28 protein-coding genes are annotated in these 22,808 nt (G+C 62.3%); 19 read left to right on the forward strand and 9 right to left on the reverse strand.

Annotation, left to right across the window (positions count from 1 at the left end):
- The first annotated feature begins 29 nt into the window (after positions 1-29).
- On the forward strand, positions 30-1,424 hold the full coding sequence (locus ATE48_RS05095; RefSeq protein ID WP_066768464.1) for a leucyl aminopeptidase family protein: 1,395 nt from the start codon (positions 30-32) through the stop codon (positions 1,422-1,424).
- Positions 1,425-1,581: 157 nt separating this feature from the next.
- Positions 1,582-1,953 (forward strand): MarR family winged helix-turn-helix transcriptional regulator, encoded by a 372-nt coding sequence (locus tag ATE48_RS05100; protein ID WP_066768467.1) that lies wholly within the window; start codon positions 1,582-1,584, stop codon positions 1,951-1,953.
- 74 nt (positions 1,954-2,027) lie between these two features.
- On the opposite strand, the gene ATE48_RS05105 is transcribed toward ATE48_RS05100, so the two are convergent.
- A complete protein-coding gene (locus tag ATE48_RS05105; protein ID WP_066768469.1) occupies positions 2,028-2,669 on the reverse strand; it encodes a c-type cytochrome in 642 nt (213 codons plus the stop codon).
- Positions 2,670-2,804: 135 nt separating this feature from the next.
- Between ATE48_RS05105 and ATE48_RS05110 the strand changes: the two genes are divergently transcribed.
- Entirely contained in the window at positions 2,805-3,521 is a 717-nt protein-coding gene (locus tag ATE48_RS05110) for a 3-deoxy-manno-octulosonate cytidylyltransferase (RefSeq protein WP_066768471.1), read from the forward strand.
- Here the strand turns inward: ATE48_RS05110 and ATE48_RS05115 are convergent.
- Both ATE48_RS05115 and ATE48_RS05120 read right to left on the reverse strand, forming a co-directional pair.
- Positions 3,518-4,081, reverse strand: a complete 564-nt coding sequence (locus tag ATE48_RS05115; protein ID WP_066768473.1) for a hypothetical protein — start codon at positions 4,079-4,081, stop codon at positions 3,518-3,520. The genes ATE48_RS05110 and ATE48_RS05115 overlap by 4 nt on opposite strands.
- A 29-nt stretch (positions 4,082-4,110) precedes the next feature.
- Positions 4,111-4,983: an alpha/beta hydrolase gene (locus ATE48_RS05120; protein WP_066768475.1), complete on the reverse strand. Its 873-nt coding sequence runs from the start codon at positions 4,981-4,983 to the stop codon at positions 4,111-4,113.
- Between the two features lie 52 nt (positions 4,984-5,035).
- Here ATE48_RS05120 and ATE48_RS05125 point away from each other — a divergent pair, with 52 nt between their 5' ends.
- Positions 5,036-5,884 carry a prephenate dehydratase gene (locus ATE48_RS05125; protein ID WP_066768478.1) on the forward strand — a complete coding sequence of 283 codons (849 nt, stop codon included), beginning with the start codon at positions 5,036-5,038 and terminating at the stop codon, positions 5,882-5,884.
- On the opposite strand, the gene ATE48_RS05130 is transcribed toward ATE48_RS05125, so the two are convergent.
- Positions 5,842-6,714 carry an NYN domain-containing protein gene (locus tag ATE48_RS05130; RefSeq protein ID WP_066768480.1) on the reverse strand — a complete coding sequence of 291 codons (873 nt, stop codon included), beginning with the start codon at positions 6,712-6,714 and terminating at the stop codon, positions 5,842-5,844. The genes ATE48_RS05125 and ATE48_RS05130 overlap by 43 nt on opposite strands.
- Positions 6,715-6,817: 103 nt before the next feature.
- On the opposite strand from ATE48_RS05130, the gene ATE48_RS05135 reads away from it, so the two are divergent.
- The 8 genes from ATE48_RS05135 to ATE48_RS05170 all read left to right on the forward strand — a co-directional run bounded on the left by ATE48_RS05135 (position 6,818) and on the right by ATE48_RS05170 (position 12,657).
- Positions 6,818-7,372: a sigma-70 family RNA polymerase sigma factor gene (locus tag ATE48_RS05135; protein WP_066768483.1), complete on the forward strand. Its 555-nt coding sequence runs from the start codon at positions 6,818-6,820 to the stop codon at positions 7,370-7,372.
- The gene (locus ATE48_RS05140; RefSeq protein ID WP_066768485.1) at positions 7,369-8,010 is read left to right on the forward strand and encodes an NrsF family protein; all 642 of its coding nucleotides are present in this window, start codon (positions 7,369-7,371) and stop codon (positions 8,008-8,010) included. Before ATE48_RS05135 ends, ATE48_RS05140 begins: the two co-directional genes overlap by 4 nt.
- Before the next feature lie 426 nt (positions 8,011-8,436).
- Positions 8,437-8,763, forward strand: a complete 327-nt coding sequence (locus tag ATE48_RS05145; protein ID WP_083197166.1) for a helix-turn-helix domain-containing protein — start codon at positions 8,437-8,439, stop codon at positions 8,761-8,763.
- 8 nt (positions 8,764-8,771) lie between these two features.
- Positions 8,772-10,496 (forward strand): SulP family inorganic anion transporter, encoded by a 1,725-nt coding sequence (locus ATE48_RS05150; RefSeq protein ID WP_066768491.1) that lies wholly within the window; start codon positions 8,772-8,774, stop codon positions 10,494-10,496.
- A complete protein-coding gene (locus ATE48_RS05155; protein WP_066768493.1) occupies positions 10,497-11,234 on the forward strand; it encodes a spermine/spermidine synthase domain-containing protein in 738 nt (245 codons plus the stop codon). It begins immediately after the preceding gene.
- A 9-nt stretch (positions 11,235-11,243) separates the two neighbouring features.
- Positions 11,244-11,597 carry a DUF983 domain-containing protein gene (locus ATE48_RS05160; protein ID WP_066768496.1) on the forward strand — a complete coding sequence of 118 codons (354 nt, stop codon included), beginning with the start codon at positions 11,244-11,246 and terminating at the stop codon, positions 11,595-11,597.
- Between the two features lie 71 nt (positions 11,598-11,668).
- Entirely contained in the window at positions 11,669-12,190 is a 522-nt protein-coding gene (locus ATE48_RS05165; protein ID WP_066768498.1) for a hypothetical protein, read from the forward strand.
- Between the two features lie 8 nt (positions 12,191-12,198).
- Positions 12,199-12,657 carry a YHS domain-containing (seleno)protein gene (locus ATE48_RS05170; protein WP_066768499.1) on the forward strand — a complete coding sequence of 153 codons (459 nt, stop codon included), beginning with the start codon at positions 12,199-12,201 and terminating at the stop codon, positions 12,655-12,657.
- A gap of 123 nt (positions 12,658-12,780) precedes the next feature.
- On the opposite strand, the gene ATE48_RS05175 is transcribed toward ATE48_RS05170, so the two are convergent.
- On the reverse strand, positions 12,781-14,184 hold the full coding sequence (locus ATE48_RS05175) for a serine hydrolase domain-containing protein (protein ID WP_066768500.1): 1,404 nt from the start codon (positions 14,182-14,184) through the stop codon (positions 12,781-12,783).
- A 184-nt stretch (positions 14,185-14,368) separates the two neighbouring features.
- On the opposite strand from ATE48_RS05175, the gene ATE48_RS05180 reads away from it, so the two are divergent.
- From ATE48_RS05180 to ATE48_RS05195, 4 genes are all read left to right on the forward strand, one after another.
- Positions 14,369-15,133: an electron transfer flavoprotein subunit beta/FixA family protein gene (locus ATE48_RS05180; RefSeq protein WP_066768501.1), complete on the forward strand. Its 765-nt coding sequence runs from the start codon at positions 14,369-14,371 to the stop codon at positions 15,131-15,133.
- Between the two features lies 1 nt (position 15,134).
- A complete protein-coding gene (locus tag ATE48_RS05185; protein WP_066768502.1) occupies positions 15,135-16,079 on the forward strand; it encodes an electron transfer flavoprotein subunit alpha/FixB family protein in 945 nt (314 codons plus the stop codon).
- A gap of 89 nt (positions 16,080-16,168) precedes the next feature.
- Entirely contained in the window at positions 16,169-17,047 is an 879-nt protein-coding gene (locus ATE48_RS05190) for a 3-hydroxybutyryl-CoA dehydrogenase (protein ID WP_066774609.1), read from the forward strand.
- Positions 17,048-17,409: 362 nt separating this feature from the next.
- The gene (locus tag ATE48_RS05195) at positions 17,410-17,880 is read left to right on the forward strand and encodes a hypothetical protein (RefSeq protein ID WP_066768506.1); all 471 of its coding nucleotides are present in this window, start codon (positions 17,410-17,412) and stop codon (positions 17,878-17,880) included.
- Here ATE48_RS05195 and ATE48_RS05200 read toward each other — a convergent pair.
- Positions 17,877-18,497: a DUF938 domain-containing protein gene (locus tag ATE48_RS05200; RefSeq protein ID WP_066768508.1), complete on the reverse strand. Its 621-nt coding sequence runs from the start codon at positions 18,495-18,497 to the stop codon at positions 17,877-17,879. The genes ATE48_RS05195 and ATE48_RS05200 overlap by 4 nt on opposite strands.
- Positions 18,498-18,617: 120 nt before the next feature.
- Here ATE48_RS05200 and ATE48_RS05205 point away from each other — a divergent pair, with 120 nt between their 5' ends.
- Positions 18,618-19,121, forward strand: a complete 504-nt coding sequence (locus ATE48_RS05205) for a hypothetical protein (protein WP_066768509.1) — start codon at positions 18,618-18,620, stop codon at positions 19,119-19,121.
- A gap of 55 nt (positions 19,122-19,176) precedes the next feature.
- Entirely contained in the window at positions 19,177-19,995 is an 819-nt protein-coding gene (locus ATE48_RS05210) for an SDR family NAD(P)-dependent oxidoreductase (RefSeq protein WP_066768511.1), read from the forward strand.
- Here ATE48_RS05210 and ATE48_RS05215 read toward each other — a convergent pair.
- Positions 19,992-20,663 (reverse strand): Fe2+-dependent dioxygenase, encoded by a 672-nt coding sequence (locus ATE48_RS05215; RefSeq protein ID WP_066768512.1) that lies wholly within the window; start codon positions 20,661-20,663, stop codon positions 19,992-19,994. The genes ATE48_RS05210 and ATE48_RS05215 overlap by 4 nt on opposite strands.
- A gap of 137 nt (positions 20,664-20,800) precedes the next feature.
- On the opposite strand from ATE48_RS05215, the gene ATE48_RS05220 reads away from it, so the two are divergent.
- On the forward strand, positions 20,801-21,667 hold the full coding sequence (locus tag ATE48_RS05220) for a hypothetical protein (RefSeq protein ID WP_066768513.1): 867 nt from the start codon (positions 20,801-20,803) through the stop codon (positions 21,665-21,667).
- On the opposite strand, the gene ATE48_RS05225 is transcribed toward ATE48_RS05220, so the two are convergent.
- Positions 21,664-22,179: a GNAT family N-acetyltransferase gene (locus ATE48_RS05225; RefSeq protein WP_066768514.1), complete on the reverse strand. Its 516-nt coding sequence runs from the start codon at positions 22,177-22,179 to the stop codon at positions 21,664-21,666. The genes ATE48_RS05220 and ATE48_RS05225 overlap by 4 nt on opposite strands.
- The gene (locus ATE48_RS05230; protein ID WP_083197167.1) at positions 22,176-22,793 is read right to left on the reverse strand and encodes a TlpA family protein disulfide reductase; all 618 of its coding nucleotides are present in this window, start codon (positions 22,791-22,793) and stop codon (positions 22,176-22,178) included. The genes ATE48_RS05225 and ATE48_RS05230 overlap by 4 nt, the downstream gene beginning before the upstream one ends.
- Positions 22,794-22,808: the final 15 nt, after the last annotated feature.

Here is a 22,808-nt window from a genome sequence, read left to right on the forward strand (position 1 = left end):
AAGGGCTAATGACGGTCTAGGAACGAGCCATGGCGAACCTCCCATTTCTGGCAAATTCAGACACTCCGGCGGTCCCGGTGCACGTCGTCCGCTCCGGCGAATGGAGCCAATGGATCGAGCGGCATTCAGAGACACTGCGGCGGCTCGCGACGGCGCACGATTTCCAAGCTCAGAATGGGCGCATCCTGCTCGTGCCGGCCACCGATGGCGCGATCGAGCGGGTGCTCTTCGGCGCCGGCGACAAGGCCAACGTCAATGTCATCGGCGCGCTTGCCCAACATCTGCCTGCTGGCGATTACCGCATCGCCTTTGCGCCTCGCGAATTCGGCGCGACCGCAACAGCGATTGCTTGGGGTCTTGGGGCCTATGCGTTTGACCGCTACAAGAAGCGCAAGCGCCCCGCTCCCCAGCTCGCGCCGCCGGAAGGCGCTGACATGGCCGAAGTCGCTCGCATCGTCGAAGCGAGCTGGCTGGTTCGCGATCTCGTCAACACGCCCACCAATGACATGGGCCCGGTCGCGCTCCACGCCGCCGCTGAAAAGCTGGCTGAACGCTACGGCGCGGATTTTGAAGCCATCGTTGGCGAGGATCTCCTCGCGCAGAACTATCCGCTGATCCACGCCGTGGGCCGCGCCTCCGCTGAAGCGCCGCGTCTGTTGCATCTATCGTGGGGCGAGCCGAACGCACCGCGTGTGGCGCTCGTTGGCAAAGGCGTTTGTTTCGATACCGGCGGGCTTGATCTCAAACCCTCCACCGGCATGCGCCTGATGAAAAAAGACATGGGCGGCGCAGCGCACGCTCTCGGCCTCGCGCACGTCATCATGGACGCCAAGCTGAACGTACGTTTGGACGTGTTTCTTGCTGTTGTCGAAAATTCTGTCTCCAGCAACGCGTTCCGGCCTGGCGATATCATCACAAGCCGCAATGGCATCACGGTCGAGATCGACAACACCGATGCCGAGGGCCGTCTCGTGCTCGCCGACGCCATCACACGCGCTTGCGAGGACAAGCCGGCGCTAATGCTGGATTTCGCAACACTGACGGGCGCTGCGCGCACGGCGCTGGGCCCGGACATTCCGCCCTTCTTCGCAAACGACGATGCGCTCGCAGCCGAGTACGCCCAAGCCTCGATCGAAACGAGCGATCCGGTTTGGCGCATGCCGCTGTGGGATGCCTATGACGGCGACATGGACACCCCGATCGCCGACATCAAAAACACCGGCGATGGCGCGATGGCCGGCGCGATCTACGGCGCACTCTTCTTGCGCCGCTTTGTGACCGCACCAGCGTGGGCGCATTTTGATGTTTATGCGTGGGCCCCCAAGGAGAAGCCGTCGCGTCCTTCGGGCGGCGAAGCACAGGCGCTGCGCGCCAGTTGGCGGGTTCTCAAGGGCCGCTTCGGCGAAAAACCGCAGACGAAATGAACTTAATAAACCCCAAACGAAATAAGGATCGTTTCGGCTAGGGCCTTCAAGATTTGGTTAATCATTTCGGCCATTCCACAACATCTTGTGGTTTCGCGCTTGCACCGACCACCAAATCAGCGAATCTTCCACTTGCGATTCAATCTGGGAGGTCGGCATGGAACTCGGTCAAAACCAAGTAGAAGCCTTGGACCTGTGGCGTCGGGTTACCGTCACCACGGTTCGTTCTGATGCGCCGGATCTGACGGCCCGCCAAATGGCGGTCCTGATGACAGTGCGCCTGCAACCAGCCCCGCACACGGTGCGCGGCCTGGCGGCGACGCTAAATGTCGGCAAGCCGGCAATCACGCGCGCTCTGGATACGCTGTCGCGCCTGGGCTTCGTCCAGCGCCGCCGCGATCCGAAGGACGGCCGCAACGTGTTCGTCGAGCGCACCGAAAAGGGTGACGCGTTCCTCGACATGCTCGGCAGCACGATCCTGCAAGGCGACATCATCGATCAGCGCCCAACGCTGGCCGCTGTTTCGTAATCCAAGCACGCATAAAACAATAACGGCGCCCTGCTCTGGCGGGGCGCCGTTTTTGTTTGCTCTAAATCTAAGGCTTAGTGAGCCGGCGCGGGGGCTGGCGCAGGCGCTGCAGCTTCCGTAGTCGTTGCAGCCGCATCGCCCTCAGCAGCGGCCGGCGCGGCTTCCGGCAACGGCGCGGGAAGCGGCACGTTATTCGGCGAAATCGAGCGCAAGAATGCGATTAGCGCAACGCGGTCCTGATCATTGCGGATGCCGGCAAAAGCCATCTTGGTGCCGCGAACGACGGCGCCCGGCGAGCGCAGGAAGTCGTTGAGCGCCAAGTAATCCCACGAGCCGCCGTGACCTTGCATCGCTTCTGAATACTCAAAGCCGCCATGGCTGGCTGCCGCGCGGCCGAACACGTCATGCAGGTTCGGGCCGATGCCGTTGGCGCCACCGGCGTCGAACGTGTGGCACGAGACGCATTGTGCGTGGACGCGTTCACCGCGCGCGACGAGTTCTTGCAGGCCAGCTGCATCGGAAAAGAGGCGGCCAAAGTCCGGCGGACCGGCAGGCGCTTGGGTCGCCGGGCCCTCAAGGCTCACTTCCGGCAGATACGCCGCCTTCTCAGGATAGTTCGGGTGGACAAGCGTCTCGGCGCCGACGCCGACAAGCATAACCCCCAGCACGGCAGCAATGCCCGCACCGAGAATCGAATTCATTTTAAGATCGCTCATCGCCCTGCCTTACTGGCGCTGGAAAAGTTGGGCGGTTTATGGCGTGCGTCGGGCCGCTAGCCAAGCGGGTGCTGTGAAGTCCTGCGGCCTGGAGCGCCCTTGCGCGTCGAACCGCCGCACGGCACTGGGAGCATAATGAACCCCGTCGTCGTCATTCCGGCCCGCATGGCCTCCACCCGCCTGCCCGGCAAACCTTTGGCCGACATCCATGGGCGGCCGATGATCGCCTGGATGGTCGATCTGGCGAAGCGCGCCAATGCCGGTCCAGTGCTCGTCGCCGCCTGTGAAGAAGAGGTCGCGGAGGCGGTGCTGAAAGCCGGTGGCAACGTCACGCTGACCGACCCTCATTTGCCGTCCGGCTCAGACCGGGTCCATGCAGCGCTTGAGGCCTTCGATCCAGCAGGCCGTTACGATGTCGCCGTCAATTTGCAGGGCGATATGCCGACGATGCGCGCCGAAGATGTCGCTAAGGCAGTGGCGGCGCTGCGCGATGGCGCTGACATCGCCACTCTGGTTTCGCCGTCCACCGACGCGAGCGAGCGCAACAATCCAAACGTCGTAAAAGCGATCCGCGCCGAAAATGGACGCTGCCTCGCCTTCACGCGCGCAGCCGCGCCGTGGGGTGATGGCCCGATCGAGCGCCACGTTGGCGTCTATGTGTACCGCCGCGATGCGCTGGCGCGCTTCGTCGCGGCGCCGCCTTCGCCGCTCGAACAGCGCGAAAAGCTTGAGCAATTGCGCGCGCTCGAAATGGGCATGATCATTCGCGCCGACGCGATCGAGGATTTTCCCAAAGGCGTCGACAGCCCGCCCGACCTTGAAGCTGCGCGGGCTGTTCTTGCCGCGCGCTAGCCCGGGAAGCTTTGGAGACCGACGCTTTCGAGCGCACCATCGCGCAGCGCCAGGCAGTTCAAGCTCTCCATGCCTTGCACATAGCAAAACAGCGGGACGTTTGCGTCGCGCACTTGGTTGTAGCTTTCACGGCTGGCGCCCTCAGCCGGATAGAACGGAAACTCACCGTTCTGCGGACTGTCGGCGTTCGCTGGCCATTCCGGCAGCGCTGAGCTTGTCGGCATCGTCGTGTTCGATGCGGGGTCCACCCATTCTTGCAGCGCCGTTTGCATCGCCGCCGGCGTGCTGGCTTGAGCGAGCGTCATAACTTGCGATGGAATGTGCGTTTCCGAATAAATCGGCTCACCTGAGCCGTTGCGAATGATGAGCGTTGCGACAGCGCGCGCGCAATCGGGGCCGGTCGTGATCGCTTCGATCGACGCATTGGGATCGGCGGGCGTATTCCAAATCGCCACGCCGCGCGCATCGCAGCCCTCTGACAACGCGCCGTGCTCTTCTTCAGCAGGCGTGCAAGCCGCCACGGCCAAAGCCGCCAATCCAGCAATCAAGAATACACGCATGAACGATCCTCCCCAGGTTCGACGAATTTTTAGCGCGCAAACTCCTGGCGCACTAGCTCGCCGACATCTTGCAGCGCGGTCGTGGCGGTTTTTGAGTACGCTGTGAAATTCAGCCCCCCGTGCATCAGCACCGGGTACTTCTTCTCCACCACGCGAACGCCTGCGGTACGCAGGGCATCGATGAGCGCCTTGGCGTCATTGCGCACAGGATCCATCGGCCCGCCGCCAGCGACGATTGTCGGTGGCGCTGCGGAAAGATCGACATCGAGCAAAGACGGCAAAGCTTCAGCGCCGAGGCTGCGCGCGATGTAGAGGCACGCAACGCGGCCCAGGAAACGAAAGTTGCGCAGCTCTTCGTCGGCCCAAAGCGAGTCCTGCACGTGCACGAGCGGATAAAGCAGAACTTGAAGCGCGATCGCGCCTGGAGTCACCCTATTGATCTCAAGCGACATCGTCGCCGCCAGATAAGCGCCAGCGCTATCGCCCGCCAAAATCAGCTTCTCCGGCGTAGCGCCGAGCCGCGCGGCATTCTGAAACGCCCACGCGCAACCTTCGCGCACGTCGTCGATCTGTCCCGGAAACGGCGTCTCCGGCGCGAGCCGATAGCCAACAGAAAGCACGCGCGATTGCGATGACTTGGCGAGCCAAGAGCAAATAGAATCGTGCGTATCGATATCGCAGCAAACGAAGCCGCCGCCGTGGAAATAAACCAGCAGCGGCGCGGTCCGGGCATTCGCGGCTTCATAATAGCGCGCGCGTAGCTGACCGTGCGGTCCGGGAATGTCGATATCTTCGACTTTCGCCAATCCGGCGGCGCGCGCGGCGCGCACGGCCAGCAGCGTCCTCAAGCCACGGCGCGTTTGCTCCAAAATGGCGCGCTCTGCGCTTTGCGTCATGCTCATGACGAGTGGGCTCTTTCCTTATTGGCGCAGCTTGCGCTAACGCTCGCGACCTATGACCGAGCGTATCTCCTTTCAAGGCGAACCTGGGGCGAACTCACACATCGCCGCGCATCAAGCCTATCCGAATCTCGAACCTTTACCGTGTGCGAGCTTCGAAGACGCCTTTGCGGCCGCAAGCGAGGGTCAGGCCCGTTATGCTATGATCCCGGTCGAGAACTCGGTCGCGGGGCGCGTGGCGGACGTGCACCACCTCATTCCCGAAAGCGGGCTTTACATTGTCGGCGAGCGCTTCGTGCCGATCCGCCATCAATTGCTCGGTCTTAAAGGCGCTAAACTTGAAGGGCTGACGCACGTGCGCTCGCACCCGCAGGCGCTCGGCCAATGCCGAAAGCAATTGCGCGATCTGGGCGTTGTCGCGGTGAAGACCGCCGATACAGCGGGCGCCGCGCGCGAGATCGCCGAACTTGGCGATCCAACCGTCGGCGCGCTCGCCTCTTCACTCGCGGCGGAAATCTATGGCTTGCAGGTGCTGAAGGCCGATATCGCCGACGCCGCGCACAACACCACCCGCTTCCTGGTGTTCTCGCGCGAACAACAGAACGCGCCGGCAGGCAACGGACTTTGCATGACGAGCTTCGTCTTTCGCGTGCGCAACGTGCCGGCGGCGCTTTACAAGGCCCTCGGCGGCTTTGCCACCAATGGCGTCAACATGACGAAGATCGAAAGCTACATAGAAGGCGGCGCATTCTCGGCGGCCATGTTCTTCTGTGACGTCGAAGGCCATCCCGAAGAGGCCAACGTGAAACTCGCGCTGGAAGAACTCGCGTTCTTCTCGTCATCGCTGAATATTCTCGGCGTTTACCCGGCCGATCCGTTCCGGCTCGCATCAGGCGCACGATAAGCGACAGCAACGCCGCCATTGCGATACGCGTAGAGCCGCAAGTCCGGCCGCTTCTTGGCGATGGCGAGCAGCATCTTTCGGTATGAGCCGTAGCCGAGCCAGGCGCTGACGCCGCCTGTGTTGAAACCCTTCACGTCACGCAGCGCGAGGATCACGGCTTTGCGGCTCAGCATCGCGCCGCCGACACCCTGGGCAGCGCTGACAACGCGTTCGGCAGCTTGTTCAACCGGCGTTGCATTGACGGAAACCGGCTTTCGCACCGGCGCTGGCGCGGGTTTCGGCGCCGGCGGCTTCACACGAACGAGGCCGAACCATTTTCGCTTCGGGCGTTCGTATTTGAACGCATCCATGAAATCGTTCCGCAACACGACGTTGTCGGCGTACTTGCGATAAACTTCCGCCGTCGGGTTCTGTTCGTGACCCATGGCGACGACTTCAAGCTCGCGTTCTTGCAGCCGGTTCACGACCGGGACGAAATCGGTGTCGGAGGTCAGCAGGATAATTTCCTGCAAGCCGCGTGTGCCTGCCGCGATATCGACGGCGTCAAGTGTGATGACGATGTCGGCGGAGCTCTTCTTGCTTTTGGCGATCGCGGCGCAGGAAAAAGCCTCGAAGCCCGCCGCCTCGAACGCATCGCGATAACGATCGTAGAGTGGATTCCAATAGACGCGCTTGACCAAAAACTTCCGCTTCAGCCGATCGCCGTCAAACGCGCCGTCCTCGAGCCATTCCATCCACTTGGCGATGGATGTGGTGAATTCGCCGCTCGTCATGCCGAGCACATTATCGAAATCGATTAGCAACGCGCATTTCTTGCGTCGGCCGAACATTGGCTCTCCCTGCTCCGGGCCACTTTTGCTAATCGGGATGTTAAAGGGCGTCCAGGTGTAACCGGGCAACACTCTGGCCCGTATCGACCATGCACGAGGGGATTTGGCCGACGAAGCCGCACTGAAGGGCCTGTTGCTTAAAGGTCTCGCCGGCGATGAAGCCGCGCACCGCACGTTTTTGACGGAAGCGGCGGCGCTATTGCGCGCTTTTTTCCGCTCGCGGCTGCGCGGACGAAACGAGGACGCGGAGGATCTCGTGCAGGAGACGCTGGTGGCGCTCCATACGCGCCGTGAGAGCTATGATCCAAACTACCCGCTGACGGCGTGGCTTTACGCGATCGCGCGCTATCGGCTGATCGATTTCCTACGCCGCGCCAAGCATCGCGCCCACGCATCCCTCGATGGCGTCGATGTCGGCGAACCCGATCCAGATTACCAAGCCAGCGACGCCAGGCGCGACGTCGCAACGTTGCTGGACAAACTGCCGGAAAAGCAGCGCACCGCCATTCGCATGGTGAAACTCGAAGAAAGAAGCGTGAAGGAAACCGCCGACGCGACGGGCCTCACTGAATCCGACATCAAAATCTCGATCCATCGCGGCCTGAAGACGCTGATGCGCCTTATGGGCCAGGAGCAACCCCAGGAGACGGGGAAGTGAAGACCGACGATCTCATCAACGCGCTGTCGCGGGGCGTCGAACCGACCGAGCGCCCACGCTGGCGTATGAACCTGGCGATCACGTTGATCGTTGGGCTCATCGTTACGGCAGTGCTGGTGGCGATTGGCCTCGGCGTGCGGCCCGACATCGGCGCGGCGCGTATGCCCGTAATGATGAAGGCGATGTTCTCGGCGCTCGCCGCGGCAGTGATCTTGCCGATCGCGGTTCAGCTCATGAAACCGGGACGGCCGCTGGGCTGGCGGCTGGTTGCAGTTGTGATTTTCGTCGGCGTCTGCGCACTGGCGACAAGCGTCGCGCTGATGGGCGAAATGCCGGAAGAGCGTTGGCAGGCATGGATGGGCGGCGAAGGCCGCGCGCCCTGGTGCGTCGTGCTCATTCCGATCCTAGCTGCGCCAACGGCGGCTTTACTGACCTGGTTCATGCGCGCGTTCACGCCGACACGGATCACGCTGACGGGCGCTGCGATCGGCGCGCTCTCCGGGGGCGTGTCGGCCATGGCCTACGCGATGTACTGCCCGACGGATTCAGTGGCGTTCGTGACCACTTGGTACACGCTGGCGATCGCGGTGTGCGCAGCGCTGGGCGCGCTAGTGGGATCGAAGTTCTTGCGATGGTGATCTAAGCGGCTCGCTAATCGTCCAAATCTGCCCCATCTTTTCTAGATGGGTTTTGCGCTTCGATGGCTGGCGTCTGGCGCCATTGTGTCGTGCATCGCACTAGCGTTGTTGAGCATACTGCCTCCACACCCTGTCAGCGCTTCATTGGCTGATGTTCGCGGGAGCTACGGCGCTCTGTCATATCGCCCTTTGCTGGCGACCCGGCTCGGATAGCGAGGCTTGGCGTTTGCGAGCGGACTTTCACTCACCATCATGATGGGTGGACTTACCCTCTTCGTTCCGGGCGCGTGGACGGCCTGGTTTTGACCGCTCACAAAACGCTGCCTTGTTGCAAGGTCGAAGCAATCATTTGTTATCAACACTCCATCTAGGCATGGCAATAAGACGCATATAAACATCGATACTGATGTTTTATACATCATCCCGATGCTCACGTCCGCTCAGCTCCGCGCCGCCCGCGCCCTCCTCGGCATCGATCAGCGCACCTTGGCCGATTGGGCCGGCGTATCCTTGCCAACCATCCAGCGCATGGAGGCGAGCGACGGCTACGTTCGCGGCGTCGTCGATACGCTGACGAAAGTGGTCACCGCACTCGAATTGGCCGGGGTCGAACTCATCGGCGAAAACAGCGTCAGCAGCGGCGGTGGCCGTGGCGTGCGGCTGCGCGAACCGGCAACGCCACTGAGCCGCGATCCGAAGATGCGCGCCAGCGACACAAGCGCCAAGCGCAAGGGTTCGCAACTTCCCGCCTGAGACATGCCATGACCATCGAAACACCAGCGTCTCAAAAGCCAGCTTCGTTCAACTGGCGTCTCTACGTCCCCAAATCGATAACGGTGATCGCGCAAGAGGGCTACCGCTTCGCCGATTTCCGCGCCGATGCGTTGGCCGGACTTACGGTGGCGATCGTCGCACTGCCTCTGGCCATGGCCATCGCCATCGCGTCCGGGACGACGCCCGACAAAGGGCTGATCACGGCGGTCATCGCCGGCTTCCTGATTTCCGCGTTGGGCGGCTCGCGCTTTCAGATTGGCGGGCCGACCGGTGCATTCATCGTCGTTGTCTACGGCGTCATCCATCAGCACGGATTCGACGGCCTTGTGCTCGCCACCATCATGGCTGGCGCGATGCTCGTGGTCGCCGGCCTGCTGCGCTTCGGCGACTGGATCAAATACATCCCCGAGCCCGTCGTCACCGGATTCACCGCCGGGATTGCCGTCATCATCTTCACCAGTCAGTTGCGGGATCTGTTCGGTCTCAGCATGGACAACGTTCCGGCGGAGTTTATCGCAAAGCTTGAAGCCTTCTGGGCCGCACGCGACACGCTCGCGCTTCCGGCCCTTGCGGTGGCGCTCGGCGCGCTAGGAACGATCCTTGTTCTTCGCAAATACGCGGCCAAATTGCCCGGCTTCCTCATCGCTGTCGGCGGCGCGGCAATCGTTGTCACGCTCTTCAATCTGCCCGTTGAAACCATCGGTTCGCGGTTCGGCGGCGTGCCTTCGACATTGCCCGCGCCCATCATGCCAACCGTGACTTGGGAGCGCGTGCGCGAGCTTTCTCAGCCGGCCTTCACCATCGCCTTTCTCGCCGGAGTCGAGAGCCTTCTCTCAGCCATGGTCGCGGACGGCATGACGGGGCGGCGCCACCGATCGAATTGTGAACTGGTGGCGCAGGGCGTCGCCAACATCGCTTCTGGTGTTTTCGGCGGCATTTCCGCGACGGGCGCGATCGCGCGCACAGCGACCAACATTCGCGCCGGCGCAAAGACACCTATCGCGGGCATGATGCACGCGGTTTTCATCCTCGCGAGCATGCTCGCGCTGGGTCCGCTCATGGCCTACGTGCCGCTCGCCAGTCTTGCGGCCGTGCTCATCGTCGTCGCGTGGAATATGAGCGAGCATGAGCGGTTCCGGCATCTGCTTGGCGGCCCAGTCGGTGACCGCGTCGTGCTGCTTGCAACGTTCGGTCTGACAGTTCTCGTCGATCTCACGGTTGCCATCGAAGTCGGCATCGTGCTCGCAGCCATCATCTTCATGCACCGGATGGCGGAGGCGACCGCCATTCAAAAAGGTGTCTCGATCGTCGAGAAGGATCGCGACGACTTCAGCGACCCGCACCGCGCCGCCTACCAGGCGCGGCGAGAATTGCCCAAAGGCGTAGAAACGTTCGAGCTACGGGGGGCGCTCTTCTTCGGCGCGGCGAGCCGGCTCAACGACGCGCTTGAAGCGGCCTTTCCGCCTCCGAAAGTTTTCATCCTGCGCTTCGACGCCGTGCCTATGGTCGACGCGTCCGGCGTCGGCGCGCTCAGCCGCTTCCTGAAACGTTGCGCCAGTCACGAAACCATGGTGCTTATTAGCGAACTCAATATTGGCGCGCGCGGCGTGCTGGATCAGATGGGCGTGCTGGCTATGTCCAATGTCGAAGCCGTCAGCACTTACAGCGAAGCCATTGCGCGGGCGGAAGCTATCGTTGAGCAAAAATCCTAGATGACGCGCGAGCTCACCCGGCGCGATGGGATGTTCGGCCCGATCCGCGTTCTCGAGCGTCAAAGCGATGGTGCGCGCCTCTATTGCATCAATGGCAGCATCCAGACGCTGATGCTTCCCGACGGCGTCAGCGCTTTCGGCTACGTCCACGCTGCGAAGATTTTGGCGGCGCACGCGCACAATGTGCTGATTATCGGCGGCGGCGGCGGAAGCCTCGCCACCATGTTGGCGCGACAAGGCGCCAACGTCACAGTGCTTGATGTCGACCCTGCAGCCGAGGCCATCGCAAGGGATTATTTCAATCTCCACGAAAGCGTGCACTGGCTCACGACGGACCCGATAGCGTTTGTCGAAGATTGCACCAGCACGTTCGACGCCGTCATCATCGATGCGTGCGATTCCGAAGGCCTCGTCAGCCCGTTCAACAAGCCGCAGATCATCGCCAACATTCTCGCGAAGGCGTGCCCATCCGGATCGCTGATCGTGAACATCGTTCAGGAGGACGGCGCTCCCGCTTGGGGCGGTTGGATGGCGGCTAAGCTCGCCTCAATCGGATTCAGCGTGTGCCTCTATCGGTCAGAGGAAGGTTGGGAGGGCAATGAAATCCTCCACGTGCGCGCACGTGGACCGACCGACCAATTGACGGCAACGGATCTGGAACAACTTCCAGCCGAAGCGCGCACCTATCTGATGTCGCTCCGTCCGCACGTTTCAGGACGTGGCCGGTCAGGCCAGTAGAGACACAAGATGCAAAAAGTCGAACGCCATTTGGGCCAAGCGCTGCAGCGCGGCGTGCGCGGGCGGTGCCCTGCTTGTGGCAAGGGTCGATTGTTTTCGAGCTATCTCAAACCGATCGCGCAATGCACTGCGTGCGCCGAGGACTTAACGCGCTATCAGACGGCGGATTTCGCCCCTTATCTCGTGACGTTTGTCATCGGCATCGTCTTCACACCGCTCGCCCTTGCGCTGACCGCCTCCGGCGCCAGCGATCTTATGCTGCCGGTACTGCTGCTCGCGGCAGTCATCTCCGCGCTATTGCTACTGCCGCCGATGAAGGGCGCGGCGCTAGGTTTGCTGTGGGCGGTGAACGAAACGAACTAGGCGTTTATAAAACACCACGCCTGTAACCGCTCCGCCTTCTCAAACGTCTCTCCTCGCAAGGAGGGCCCGTTATGTTGGCTCAGGTTAAGCGCTACGCACCGGCAGGAATTTCGGTGTTCGCGGCCGCGGTGTTCTTGGATTCGCTGCGCTACAAATTCACCGATCACCCTAATACCCAGGAAATCTTCGGCCGCCTCGATGGATGGGCAGGGACTTTGGGCCTGCCCGGTCTTTTCGCGCACACGGGCTTGTTCAGCCAATACGTGATCGGTTCTGCCGAACTCGCGGCCTCCAGTTTGTTGCTCGTCGGTCTCCTCCCCCGCTTCGTGCGCTTGAATGCGCTCGGCGCGTTGATCGGCTTGGCGGTGATGACGGGCGCGGTGAGCTTTCACTTGTTCACCCCGCTCGGCATCGACCCCAACAACGACGGCGGCGGCTTGTTCGCCGCGGCGGTGACGATCTGGGTGACCTCAATCGTCCTGCTGACGATCCGGCGCAAGGAGATCTTCGGTCTGCTCTGCGATCTTGGCCGCGCCTTTGTCCCCACTCCCAAGCCGGCTGGCGCGCCGATGCGCGCAGCTGCCCACGCCTGAGATTTATCATGCGCTCAATTGTTATCGCCGCTGCGCTCGCTTTCGGCGCGCTTACATTTGCCGCTGCTCCTGCACATGCAGATCAAGCGCCGGTTTACACAGGCGTACTCTCACGGGTGGCCGTTGGCGGCTACGATCCGGTTGCATACTTCACTGATGGGCAGCCCGTGCGCGGCAGCTCGGCGTTTCGCATCAATCACCAAGGCTTTGAGTATCGCTTCGCCAGCGCTCAGCATCTCGCGGCGTTTCGCGCCAACCCCGCACATTACGCGCCCCAATATGGCGGTTATTGCGCGTGGGCGGTGAGCCAAGGCTACACCGCAGCGGGAAACCCGAACAATTGGCGCATCGTCGATGGCCGGCTCTATCTCAACTATAACGACGAGATTCAGACACGCTGGGAACGCGACATCCCCGGCCACATCCGCAGCGCCAACGGCAATTGGCCGAACGTGCTCAGCCGCTAACGGAGCTGGCAGTCCGCCAAACAGGCGCGACGATCTCCATGATGTCGCCGCGCGCAATGGTGTCGTCATCGACGACGATGTGCGTTTCGCATCAGTTTTCAGTGCGCGACATGCCTACGGCATTTACACCACCGCTTGCGCCGCTTCAATCAACGCGGCGCCGACTGGCGCGCGGAGATCACCTGCGCGACCATCGTTGGCGGCGGCCGCGGCGACGATGCCACGCGATTGGTCGAACATGACTTCCGCGTACCAAAGCGTGTTCGAGCCATTGTGCCAAAGCGCGTTGCCTTGGCGTGAAAGGCCCATCGCGTACGGCCCGCCGAACGGGGGCGTGTGCAAATTTTGCCAGCTCTCGCGGGCAAGGAAGCTCGATCGCATCTCACAATGCGCGGTGAGATATTTAAGCACGTCTTCGAAGTTCGCGTGCACGCGCCCTGCCGGGCCAAGCGCCGCGGGATTGTCGCTGAGCGCGCCATCTGGGGGGTAGGCCTCCATCACACCGGCTGCATTCGGCGCGTGCCCGCACGGCTGATCAAATGCGCCCGGCGCGCCCGGCGCCCCATGTCCCGCGCTCGCCATAGCCAACGGATTGAACACGTGCTCTTGAATAAGCACCTCCCACGGCGCGCCGAGCTTCGTCTCCAACATCGCGCCTGCGATGACGTAGCCGGTGTTCGAATATTCGAACGTGGTTTCCTTGGCCCCTTGCGGGGCCTGGCGAAGACCGAGCGTCGCGTAGCGAATGCGATCGGCGCGGGAGTCTGCGCTTTCACGCGGGAACGCCATGAGATCGCTCATCGGGATGTTGGACTGCAGGCCGGCGCGATGGCTGCACAAATGCCGGAACGTGACCTCCCGATACTCGGCGCGAATATCAGGAATGACACTGCCGAGCACGCCGCCCACAGTATCGGTCCACGAAATCCGGCCCGCCTCGGCAAGCCGCGCGATCAGCGTTGATGTCATCGACTTCGTGATCGAGCCGAGGTGCCACTTATCCGATGTCGTCACCGCCTGGGTGTGACCGACAGCGCGCAGCCCGGTCGCCAGCGCAATGCTGCGGCCACCGGCCTTGCTCGCGGCGGCGGCCATGGCCGGCGTGTTGATCCCGGCCCGGAGCGCCTCCAGGCGCGCTTGGGTGAGCACATCCGGCGCCGAAGCGCTGGCTTCGCCGCGCTGGAACGTCAGCGGCAGCGTGCCGCCCTGCGTGAACTGCCCCTCGATGCGGCCATTGCGCAGCTCACCGGTGAAGCTGGCGCGAATGACCGGAATGGCGAGCGTGATGCGCGCGCCCTCGATCGTGGTCGAGCCCACGGGGATCGCGGAATTTCCCTGATCGACGCTGTAGAGCGTCGATGTCGGCCCGGCGGCGACGACAAGGCGCAGGCGCAAGGTCTGCGAACCCATATTGAGCGCGCCGTTCCACTCGCCGCTAAAATCGGCGGCGCTCTGCGCGAAGGCGTTACCCGCCATGAAGCTTGCCGCAGCGGCGCCCATAAGCAGTGGTCGGCGAGTGAGGTTCATTGGCGAGGTCTCCGCGTAAAACGTGTCGGGCTGGGGATGCCGCCGGCAAGCCGGTTAGATGCGCGCCCATCAGAACAGTGTGCTGACCCCGATAGTCGCATTGACGAGACATTTCTTACGGGCTTTATGTGCGACCGCGAATTGGGCGCGGTGCGCGCGCCTCTAATCCTCAAGGATTTCAACGATGAAGGTCCTCGTCCCGGTTAAGCGGGTGCTCGATTACAATCTCAAGGTCCGCGTCAAGCCGGACGGATCGGGCGTCGATCTCTCGAACCTCAAAATGTCGATCAATCCATTCTGCGAAATCGCGGTCGAAGAAGCGGTGCGCATGAAAGAAGGCGGCGGCGGCCACACCAAGGACAGCGCGACGGAAATCGTCGCCGTTTCCATCGGCCCGGACCAGTCGCAGGAAACGCTCCGCAACGCGCTCGCCATCGGCGCCGACCGCGGCATCCTTGTGAAGGCCGACGGCGAAATTGAGCCGCTGGCCGTCGCGAAAATTCTGAAAGGCGTGATCGACGCTGAAAAGCCCGATCTTGTCATCCTCGGCAAGCAAGCGATCGATGACGATAATAACGCCACCGCGCAAATGCTGGCCGCCCTCCTCGATTGGCCGCAAGCGACGTTCGCCTCGAAGATCGTGCTCGCCGGCTCGAAGGCGACCGTGACGCGCGAAGTCGACGGCGGCCTGCAAACGCTGGACGTTGATCTGCCGGCGATCATCTCGACCGACCTGCGTCTCAACGAGCCACGTTACGCTTCGCTGCCGAACATCATGAAGGCCAAGAAAAAGCCGATCGATGTGAAGGCGCCGGCCGATTACGGCGTCGACACCGCGCCGCGTCTGAAGACGATCAAAACCACCGAGCCTGGCAAGCGCCAAGCCGGCATCAAAGTGAAAACGACGGCTGAACTCGTCGGCAAGCTCAAAGAAGCGGGAGTGATCTGATATGGCCGTTCTTGTTGTTGCTGAGCACGACAATGCGTCCGTAAAGGACGCGACGAACAAGGTCGTCACCGCCGCCAAGGCGATGGGCGCCGATGTCGATGTTCTGGTCGCCGGTTCGAATGCGGGCGCCGCCGCCGCCGCCGCCGCGAAAATCGATGGCGTCCGCAAGGTTCTGCACGCCGATGGCGCAACGCTCGCCAAACAAATGGCCGAGCCTATGGAGGCGCTGATCGTGCCGCTGATGAGCGGCTACGACGCCGTGCTCTTCCCTGCCTCCACCACCGGCAAGAACGCCGCCCCACGCGTCGCCGCCAAGCTCGACACGATGCAAGTCTCGGGCGTGATCGGCGTCGACGGCGCCGATACGTTTGTGCGCCCGATCTATGCCGGCAACGCCATCATCACCGTCCAAGACAGCCAGCCCAAGAAGGTGCTGACGGTGCAGCCGACTGCGTTCAAGGCCGCCGGCAATGGCGCCAGCGCCTCGGTTGAAACGACGCCCGCGCCTGCGGGCCCGTTCAAGTCGGCGTTCGTCAGCGAAGAGATGGCCAAGTCGGATCGTCCGGAATTGACCGCCGCCAAGCGCGTGGTCTCCGGCGGCCGCGCCCTCGGCTCAAGCGAAGAATTCCACAAAGTGCTCGAACCGCTGGCCGACAAGCTCGGCGCCGCTGTCGGCGCCTCGCGCGCTGCGGTCGATGCGGGCTATGCGCCGAATGACTATCAAGTCGGTCAAACCGGCAAAGTCGTCGCGCCGGAACTCTACGTCGCCGTCGGCATTTCGGGCGCGATCCAGCATTTGGCAGGCATGAAAGACTCGAAGGTCATCGTCGCCATCAACAAGGATGAAGACGCGCCGATCTTCCAAGTCGCCGATTACGGCCTGGTCGCGGATTACAAAACTGCGGTCCCAGAGCTGATGGACGAGCTGACCAAGGCTGGCGTCTAGCGAACAAGCCCTTGCGTCAGCCGCCGTGCCATGCTGCACTGCAACAACAATTGCAATTCAGCGGCGCGTAGGCGCCTATGACGGATAAGATGAGCAAAATTTCCACGGTCGGCGTCATCGGCGCCGGGCAAATGGGCAATGGCATCGCGCACGTGTGCGCGCTTGGCGGTTATGACGTGTTGTTGAGCGATGCGGACCCCGCGCGCATCGACACCGCGCTCCAAACCATCACCAAAAATCTGACACGCCAAGTTCAGCGCAACACGATCAAACAAGGCGACATGGACGCCGCGCTGAAGCGCATCAAAGGCGCCACGAAATACGCAGATCTCGCGCCGTGCGACCTCGTCATCGAGTCGATCGTCGAACAGGATGAAGCCAAGCGCAAAGTCTTCGCCGATCTGAAACCGGTGTTGCGCCCGGACGCGATCCTTGCCTCCAACACATCATCGATTTCGATCACGCGCCTTGCTGCAGCGACGGATCGTTCTGACAAATTCATCGGACTTCACTTCATGAACCCAGCGCCGGTGATGGAGGTTGTCGAAATCATTCGCGGCCTCGGCACCAGCCAAGAAACCTACGACACCTCCGTCGCGTTCATTCAAAGCCTCGGCAAGAACATCGCCAACGCCGAAGACTTCCCGGCGTTCATCGTCAACCGCGTTCTGGTGCCGATGATCAACGAGGCGGTCTACACGCTGTATGAAGGCGTAGGCTCAGTTGAAGCCATCGACAAAGCCATGCGCATGGGCGCGCACCACCCGATGGGCCCGCTCGAACTCGCGGACTTCATCGGCCTCGATACATGTCTTTCAATTATGCAGGTGCTTTACGAGGGACTGGCGGATTCGAAGTATCGCCCGTGTCCGCTGCTCGTGAAGTACGTTGAAGCAGGCTGGCTTGGCCGCAAGACCCAACGCGGCTTCTATGACTACCGGACCGACCCGCCGACCCCGACCAGGTAAGCGCCGATGCGCTAAACACCATCGGTGTTTTGATCCTTATCTGAAGGTTGCGCGGGAGCGCGGGCGTTCTGCCTGCGCTCCCAACGCGATGCGCCTCACAACGCGATCTGCGCCATCAACAGAGCGCCTTGAGCCACGTACGCCGCAACGGCGATCGTGAAGGCGCTGCCGATTGCGAGTTCGAGCAGCGTAATTGCAGTGCGCATAAAATTCCCTCAGTTGCGCGAACGAGTGTGTTCGCAAGCCGGGAGATAGGCGCCATTCGCGACACGAAAATGGCCCGCGCATTAAATGATGGTGACATTCACCATAAGCGGCGCCGCCCTTGCATTCGTGCCACGTGACCAAAGGGACACGCTCGCATGAGCATCGGCGCAATCAGCACTAATCCACTGCTTTTTGTGGGTGCACGCGTGCAAAACGACTCGCCCAGCACTGAGAACTTTGCGCCGACGAACACGAATGGCTCGGCAAATTCTGCCGCACCGCTGACGATTTTGCCTACAAGCGCAGCGATCCAACTCTCGTTCGACAATATCCTCGCGCTGCAAAGCCTGACCGACGAAGAGCCAGCGCAACTCACCGAAATGAGCGCAACGGAAAAATTCCTGCAGGAAGCGCAGAAGTCGCCGATGGAGCGAATGCGCGAGCAAGTGCTGAAGCAACTGGGTCTTTCGGAAGATGCGCTGTCGCAAATGTCGCCGGAAGATCGGCGCGTTGCCGAGGATAAAATCCGCGAATTGATCGAGGAAAAAATCCGTCGGGCGATGAACGACGGCGACAACGCACCGCAATCAAACGCCGAAATGTTGCAGGACGTCGCCGGCGTCTAGCGTTCGAACACCAGCGAAAAATTGTTCGCCGGCATTTCGATGATCTCACTTAAGCGCAAGCCGCAGACATTGGCGGCGGCCTCGACCTCTTCCATATCGCGCACCCCGTAGTTGGGGTCGCGTTCTTTCAACCAGGCGTCAAACGCTTCATTCGATGGCGCGGTATGCTCGCCGCCGCGTTTGTAAGCGCCATAGGTGTAAAGGATGCCAGGACCACGACTGGCGTTCGCCAAGAGCACAGCCGCGCCGCCCATCAAGCCAAGCGTCGCTTCCCAGGGCGAGATGTGGATCATGTTGACGGCGATAACGGCATCGTAGCCGCTCCGGGGCAGCGCCGCTTCCCAGCCCGCCTCTTCCACGTCTAGGTCGAGCGGCGCTGCAATGTTCGAGGCGCCCTCATGCTCGATCCAGGCGGCAACGCTGGCGCGCGCGTTCTGGTCAGGATCACTCGGCTGCCAGCGCACGTCCGTAAGATGCCTCGCAAAGTGCACCGCATGCTCGCCAGAGCCCGACGCTATCTCCAGCACATGCGAGCCAGGCGCGATCACCCGCTTCAAGATCGCGAGGATCGGATCGCGGTTGCGGCCGGCAGGCAAGGAATGTTGGCGGGCGTCCATGAACACTTTGAAACATGGTTAGGCGTCCAGGAAAACCTCGAACAAAACCTTTGGGGGAAATCACTCGCTTGCCAGCGTGCGCCTCAGTGACGCCGCGAAGTTCGAGCGTATGCTTCCCCCATGCGCGCGCCGCCGATACCACAACGCATCCCGCCACTGGCGTGGCGGAAGCCGGCATTCGTGTGGACGCCGATCGCGCTCGCGCTCTCAATCGGCTGGCCCGTAGCGGCCTTCTACGACGACATCACACCCCAGCGTCTGGTGATCATCGCGCTGTTCGTGGTGTTCGCGCTGGCGCTGATTAGCCTTGGCTTGAGCTACGCTTTCGGACGAGCGCCAAAGTCGCGCCGTATCGTGGTTCTGCACGTTGTCTTCGCGGGGGTTGTTGCAATGATCGCGGCGCCGCTCGTGCTGAGCTGGCTCGTGCCAGTCCTCGGGGGCGGCGAACACGAAGGCGGCGAACCCTTCTCGATCGCCATGTCGGCGGCAACAACGCCGCTTGTTGTGATTGTCGGCCTGCCCGTGGTGCTCGTCTCCGGGATCGTGTTCGCGTGGACGGCGCTGAAGCGCGGAACGCCGCCGCAACCTGAAGACTATCGCCACGACGTCCAGCCCTTCCGCTGACAGTTGCCGCCTCCAGGCTTTTTAGCGACAAGCTTCGCGACATCGGGAGGAAGACATGTTTGCTGGCAAGACCTGGTGGATCACAGGCGCATCGTCGGGGATCGGCCAAGCATTGGCGGACGCACTGGCCAAGGACGGCGCAAAGCTCATCCTTTCTGGACGCAATGTCGCAGCGCTCAACGATGTCGCCGAAAGCACGAACGCTGAGACGTTGGTTTTGCCATTCGAAGCGACCGATTACGCGCGCGTGCCTGCACTTGTTGAAGAAGCCTGGAACTGGGGCGGTCGCATCGATGGCCTCGTGAACAATGCCGGCATATCGCAGCGCTCGCTGGCGATCGACACTGTGTTCGAGGTCTATCAAAAAATTATTGCGGTCGACTTGCTGGCCCCGATCGCACTCACCCAAGCGCTACTGCCGCGCATGGCGGGTGCAGGCGGGGGACATATTGTTGCTATTTCGAGCGTCGCCGGCATCGCGGGACCGCCCTTGCGTAGCGCTTACAGCGCCGCGAAAGCCGGTTTGATCGGCTACCACGACAGCGTCCGCGCAGAGACCAGTCATCTCGGCATGAAAGTGCTCGTGGTCGCGCCGGGCTCAGTGAAAACCAACGTCTCCAAGAACGCGCTGGATGCAAACGCCGAAACGCGCGGCTTTAGCGATAGCGTCATCGACAATGGCATGGCGCCTGAAGTCGCGGTGGCGCGGATCATCGAAGCGCTGCGCAACGATCAACGCGAACTCATTCTGGCCGACGGCATGGAAGCGGAGATCGCGCGGCTTCGGCGCGCCGATCCCGACAAGCTCTTCGATCTGATGACGCAGCTGGTTGCCGGTGGTTATGCCAAGCAATTGGGCGCGGAAAAAAGCTAACGCGCCCACATGCGCAGCAGATTGGAAATGCTCTTGTCCAGGGGCAGCAAATCCTCGCGCGCAATGCCGGCTTCGGCGATACGGGCGCGGCTGACCGAAAGGTCGAATAAAATTTCACGCTGCGCGAGATCAGACACGAAGCTTTGAATCCAGCCTACGGCTGCGAGGCGCACGCCGGATTTGACCGGCGCCACGTGGTGGATTGAACCGGCCGGATAGACGAATGCGTCACCCGCTTCGAGTTTGACGCCCTGCTCGCCCAACGCAGACTGGACGACGAGTTCGCCGCCTTCATAGCTTCCGCTATCAGAGAGAAAGATCGTGAAGGCGAGATCGGTGCGCAGCTTGTCGTCGGCCCGGCCCATCAGCGCATCGTCGGTGTGTGCGCCATAAGTCATGCCCGGCTCGTAGCGCGAAAATAGCAGGCGCGAGAGCCGCGCCGGACGCGCAGCAATCTCAAACAGCCGATGGCGGCGCAAAGCATCGACGACGAAGCGCTCTAGCTCCTGGACGCGCCGATCGCTGCCGTCGAGTTGAAGGTTTTCTTTGACGCCGCGCGCAGCAGCGCCGGCGGTGCGCTTGCCGGAAACCCAGTCGCTCGCGTCGAGGCCCGTACGAACGCGTGCGAGATCCTCTGGCGCCAGCACTTCTTGCAAAATCAAGCTCATAGCTTCCCTTACCGCTCCAAAGGCCCGGACACGAGCCGGCGCGCCCTCACTCTAGCGCGACGGGCCAACGGTCGCGCCTTGTTGCGAAGACTTCGCAGGTAAGATAAAGGGAGCGCAAGCTGGAGGCCGCGTACGCGATGATCACCCTGAAACTAAAGCACTGGCGCACCATGGGCGTCGCGGCGACGACGTTGGGGCTGGCCGCGTGCGGCGGGGAAGGTGGCGCAGGCGGCGAAGGTAGCCACGGCGAAGCCGGTGAAGCGGCCCAAGGCGAAGGCGGCGGCGCAACGCCCGCAACCACAGCAGCGGGCGGCGGCGAAGCTGGTGAAGCGGCAGCCGGCGAGGCTGGCGGCGAGCACGGCGAAGCCGGTGTGGTGACAGCTTATGCTGGGCTTTCGGGTTCGCAGCTGACCGCCCTCCGCATCCAGCACTTGCGCGGCTTCGTGATGGCAGCCGCCAAGATCGTCGAAGATCAAGGTTCATTCAGTGGCGAGCCGGCGGACGCCGCGATCCTCGTCCAACAAGGGCTGCTCGAAGTGTACGAGCCCGCGGCTGGGGAGTTCGGCACGCTCAATGTGACTTCGCTTCGCGAAGCTGCGGCAGGCACAAGTTTCACGCGCGCACAAATGATGCAGCGCCTGCGGACCGCTCAGGAAGAACTCACCCGCGCGATTGGCGAACAGGAATTCGACGATGCCCAACTCGCTGTGCGCATGATCGATATTTCGACGGGCCTCTACCAGCACGTCCTCGTCGACGGCGTCGCAGACCCGATCGAGTATCAGCACAGCATGGGCGCAGCGCTCGCGGCCCAACAAGCTCTACAGCTGCACCAAGACGAACTGCGCCGCCAAAATTTGGGCGCGTACAGCCGCGCCGTCGGCGAGCTCAACCGCTACGTTGCGTTGTTCCCGTCGCGCGAACCGCCGCAAACCCCGGCCACCTACCAGCAAGTTCTGGTGCAAGGCTCACGCGTTCGATTGGCGCTGTCACCGTACCTCTAAGCACGGCGCAGCATCACCGTCGTCTCGCCCTTGTAGCTGGCGCGCGTGTATTCGCGATAGCCGAGCTTACCCGCGAGCGCGAGCGACGGTTGGTTCTCTGGCGCGATGATGCAAACAAAGTCGGTGCGTCCAAAGAAGCGCTCGCCCCAAGCAGCGGCGGCGCTCATGGCCTCGAATGCATAGCCCTTGCCGTGCATCGCCGGCGACAGCGCCCAGCCCTGTTCGGGCGCTTCAATGCGCGGCGCGATCTCGCGTTTGAACGAGCCAAACCCGCCTTCACCGACAAAAACGCCGGTTGCTTTGTCCTCGATCAGCCAAAAGCCGTGATCGAGCGCCTGCCAATGCCCGATATAACGCAGCAACCGGCCCCAACTGTCCTCGCGCGTCGAAGGCTTGCCGCCAATGAAGCGGGTGACGTCCTGATCGCCCCACATGCCGGCTGAGGCATCGAAATCGCGCAGCTCATGCCCGCGCAGACGCAAACGCTCCGTTTCGATGACCGGGACCATCATTGCTCCGTCAGCACCGCTTCGATGAGGCGCGAGGCGTCCTCGCTGCCCCAATCGGCGCCGCCTGCCAGGCGCGCGACTTCCTCGCCGCGGCGATTATAGATGATCGTCACCGGCATCCCGGCCGCCTGCGCGTCGAACAGCACCCCGCGCGTCATGTCCTGCAGGAACGGCAGGTTGCCACCCGAAAGCCGCGCCAGCTCGCTGATCGCCTTCTCGCGATCGCCTTCGCTGTCGACGCTGATCGGCGCCACGCGAATACGGCCTTCGAAATTGTATTGGAGCTGCATCAAAGACGGCATCTCCTCCATGCAGGGCGCGCACCATGTCGCCCAGAGGTTCAGCACCACGACCTCACCCTGATACGCCGCAAGCGTCGTCTCGGCCCCGGCCGCGTCACGCAACGTGCGCGTCGGCATCGGCGGCGGCGTCTCCATGACGTAAAGCCGCGCCATCTCGCCCTGTGCAAATCTGGTGAGCCCACCTTCAGTCTCAGGCTTTGAAGCAGCCGCGAAAAGCACGTACACAACAGCGATCGCCCCCGCTCCAACAAGCGTTAGTGCAGCCCACAGCGCCCAGGGCTTTTGCGGAGGCGCGGAGTTTGCGTTCGTGTCCAATTCAGAATCCTCAGG

Origin of the sequence: Candidatus Viadribacter manganicus (assembly GCF_001679665.1) — a bacterium.
GTDB classification, from domain to species: domain Bacteria; phylum Pseudomonadota; class Alphaproteobacteria; order Caulobacterales; family Aquidulcibacteraceae; genus Vitreimonas; species Vitreimonas manganica.

Excerpts from the sequence above, each read along its gene's own strand:
- ATE48_RS05225 (WP_066768514.1), bottom strand. The coding sequence starts at position 22,179 with ATGATGGTCCCGGTCATCGAAACGGAGCGTTTGCGTCTGCGCGGGCAT.
- ATE48_RS05130 (WP_066768480.1), bottom strand. The coding sequence starts at position 6,714 with ATGTTCGGCCGACGCAAGAAATGCGCGTTGCTAATCGATTTCGATAAT.
- ATE48_RS05215 (WP_066768512.1), bottom strand. The coding sequence starts at position 20,663 with ATGAGCTTGATTTTGCAAGAAGTGCTGGCGCCAGAGGATCTCGCACGC.
- ATE48_RS05190 (WP_066774609.1), top strand. The coding sequence starts at position 16,169 with ATGAGCAAAATTTCCACGGTCGGCGTCATCGGCGCCGGGCAAATGGGC.
- ATE48_RS05170 (WP_066768499.1), top strand. The coding sequence starts at position 12,199 with ATGCGCTCAATTGTTATCGCCGCTGCGCTCGCTTTCGGCGCGCTTACA.
- ATE48_RS05220 (WP_066768513.1), top strand. The coding sequence starts at position 20,801 with ATGATCACCCTGAAACTAAAGCACTGGCGCACCATGGGCGTCGCGGCG.
- ATE48_RS05120 (WP_066768475.1), bottom strand. The coding sequence starts at position 4,983 with ATGAGCATGACGCAAAGCGCAGAGCGCGCCATTTTGGAGCAAACGCGC.
- ATE48_RS05145 (WP_083197166.1), top strand. The coding sequence starts at position 8,437 with ATGCTCACGTCCGCTCAGCTCCGCGCCGCCCGCGCCCTCCTCGGCATC.
- ATE48_RS05200 (WP_066768508.1), bottom strand. The coding sequence starts at position 18,497 with ATGGACGCCCGCCAACATTCCTTGCCTGCCGGCCGCAACCGCGATCCG.
- ATE48_RS05210 (WP_066768511.1), top strand. The coding sequence starts at position 19,177 with ATGTTTGCTGGCAAGACCTGGTGGATCACAGGCGCATCGTCGGGGATC.
- ATE48_RS05105 (WP_066768469.1), bottom strand. The coding sequence starts at position 2,669 with ATGAGCGATCTTAAAATGAATTCGATTCTCGGTGCGGGCATTGCTGCC.
- ATE48_RS05195 (WP_066768506.1), top strand. The coding sequence starts at position 17,410 with ATGAGCATCGGCGCAATCAGCACTAATCCACTGCTTTTTGTGGGTGCA.
- ATE48_RS05180 (WP_066768501.1), top strand. The coding sequence starts at position 14,369 with ATGAAGGTCCTCGTCCCGGTTAAGCGGGTGCTCGATTACAATCTCAAG.
- ATE48_RS05150 (WP_066768491.1), top strand. The coding sequence starts at position 8,772 with ATGACCATCGAAACACCAGCGTCTCAAAAGCCAGCTTCGTTCAACTGG.
- ATE48_RS05110 (WP_066768471.1), top strand. The coding sequence starts at position 2,805 with ATGAACCCCGTCGTCGTCATTCCGGCCCGCATGGCCTCCACCCGCCTG.
- ATE48_RS05100 (WP_066768467.1), top strand. The coding sequence starts at position 1,582 with ATGGAACTCGGTCAAAACCAAGTAGAAGCCTTGGACCTGTGGCGTCGG.
- ATE48_RS05115 (WP_066768473.1), bottom strand. The coding sequence starts at position 4,081 with ATGCGTGTATTCTTGATTGCTGGATTGGCGGCTTTGGCCGTGGCGGCT.
- ATE48_RS05165 (WP_066768498.1), top strand. The coding sequence starts at position 11,669 with ATGTTGGCTCAGGTTAAGCGCTACGCACCGGCAGGAATTTCGGTGTTC.
- ATE48_RS05160 (WP_066768496.1), top strand. The coding sequence starts at position 11,244 with ATGCAAAAAGTCGAACGCCATTTGGGCCAAGCGCTGCAGCGCGGCGTG.
- ATE48_RS05185 (WP_066768502.1), top strand. The coding sequence starts at position 15,135 with ATGGCCGTTCTTGTTGTTGCTGAGCACGACAATGCGTCCGTAAAGGAC.
- ATE48_RS05095 (WP_066768464.1), top strand. The coding sequence starts at position 30 with ATGGCGAACCTCCCATTTCTGGCAAATTCAGACACTCCGGCGGTCCCG.
- ATE48_RS05125 (WP_066768478.1), top strand. The coding sequence starts at position 5,036 with ATGACCGAGCGTATCTCCTTTCAAGGCGAACCTGGGGCGAACTCACAC.
- ATE48_RS05205 (WP_066768509.1), top strand. The coding sequence starts at position 18,618 with ATGCGCGCGCCGCCGATACCACAACGCATCCCGCCACTGGCGTGGCGG.
- ATE48_RS05175 (WP_066768500.1), bottom strand. The coding sequence starts at position 14,184 with ATGAACCTCACTCGCCGACCACTGCTTATGGGCGCCGCTGCGGCAAGC.
- ATE48_RS05155 (WP_066768493.1), top strand. The coding sequence starts at position 10,497 with ATGACGCGCGAGCTCACCCGGCGCGATGGGATGTTCGGCCCGATCCGC.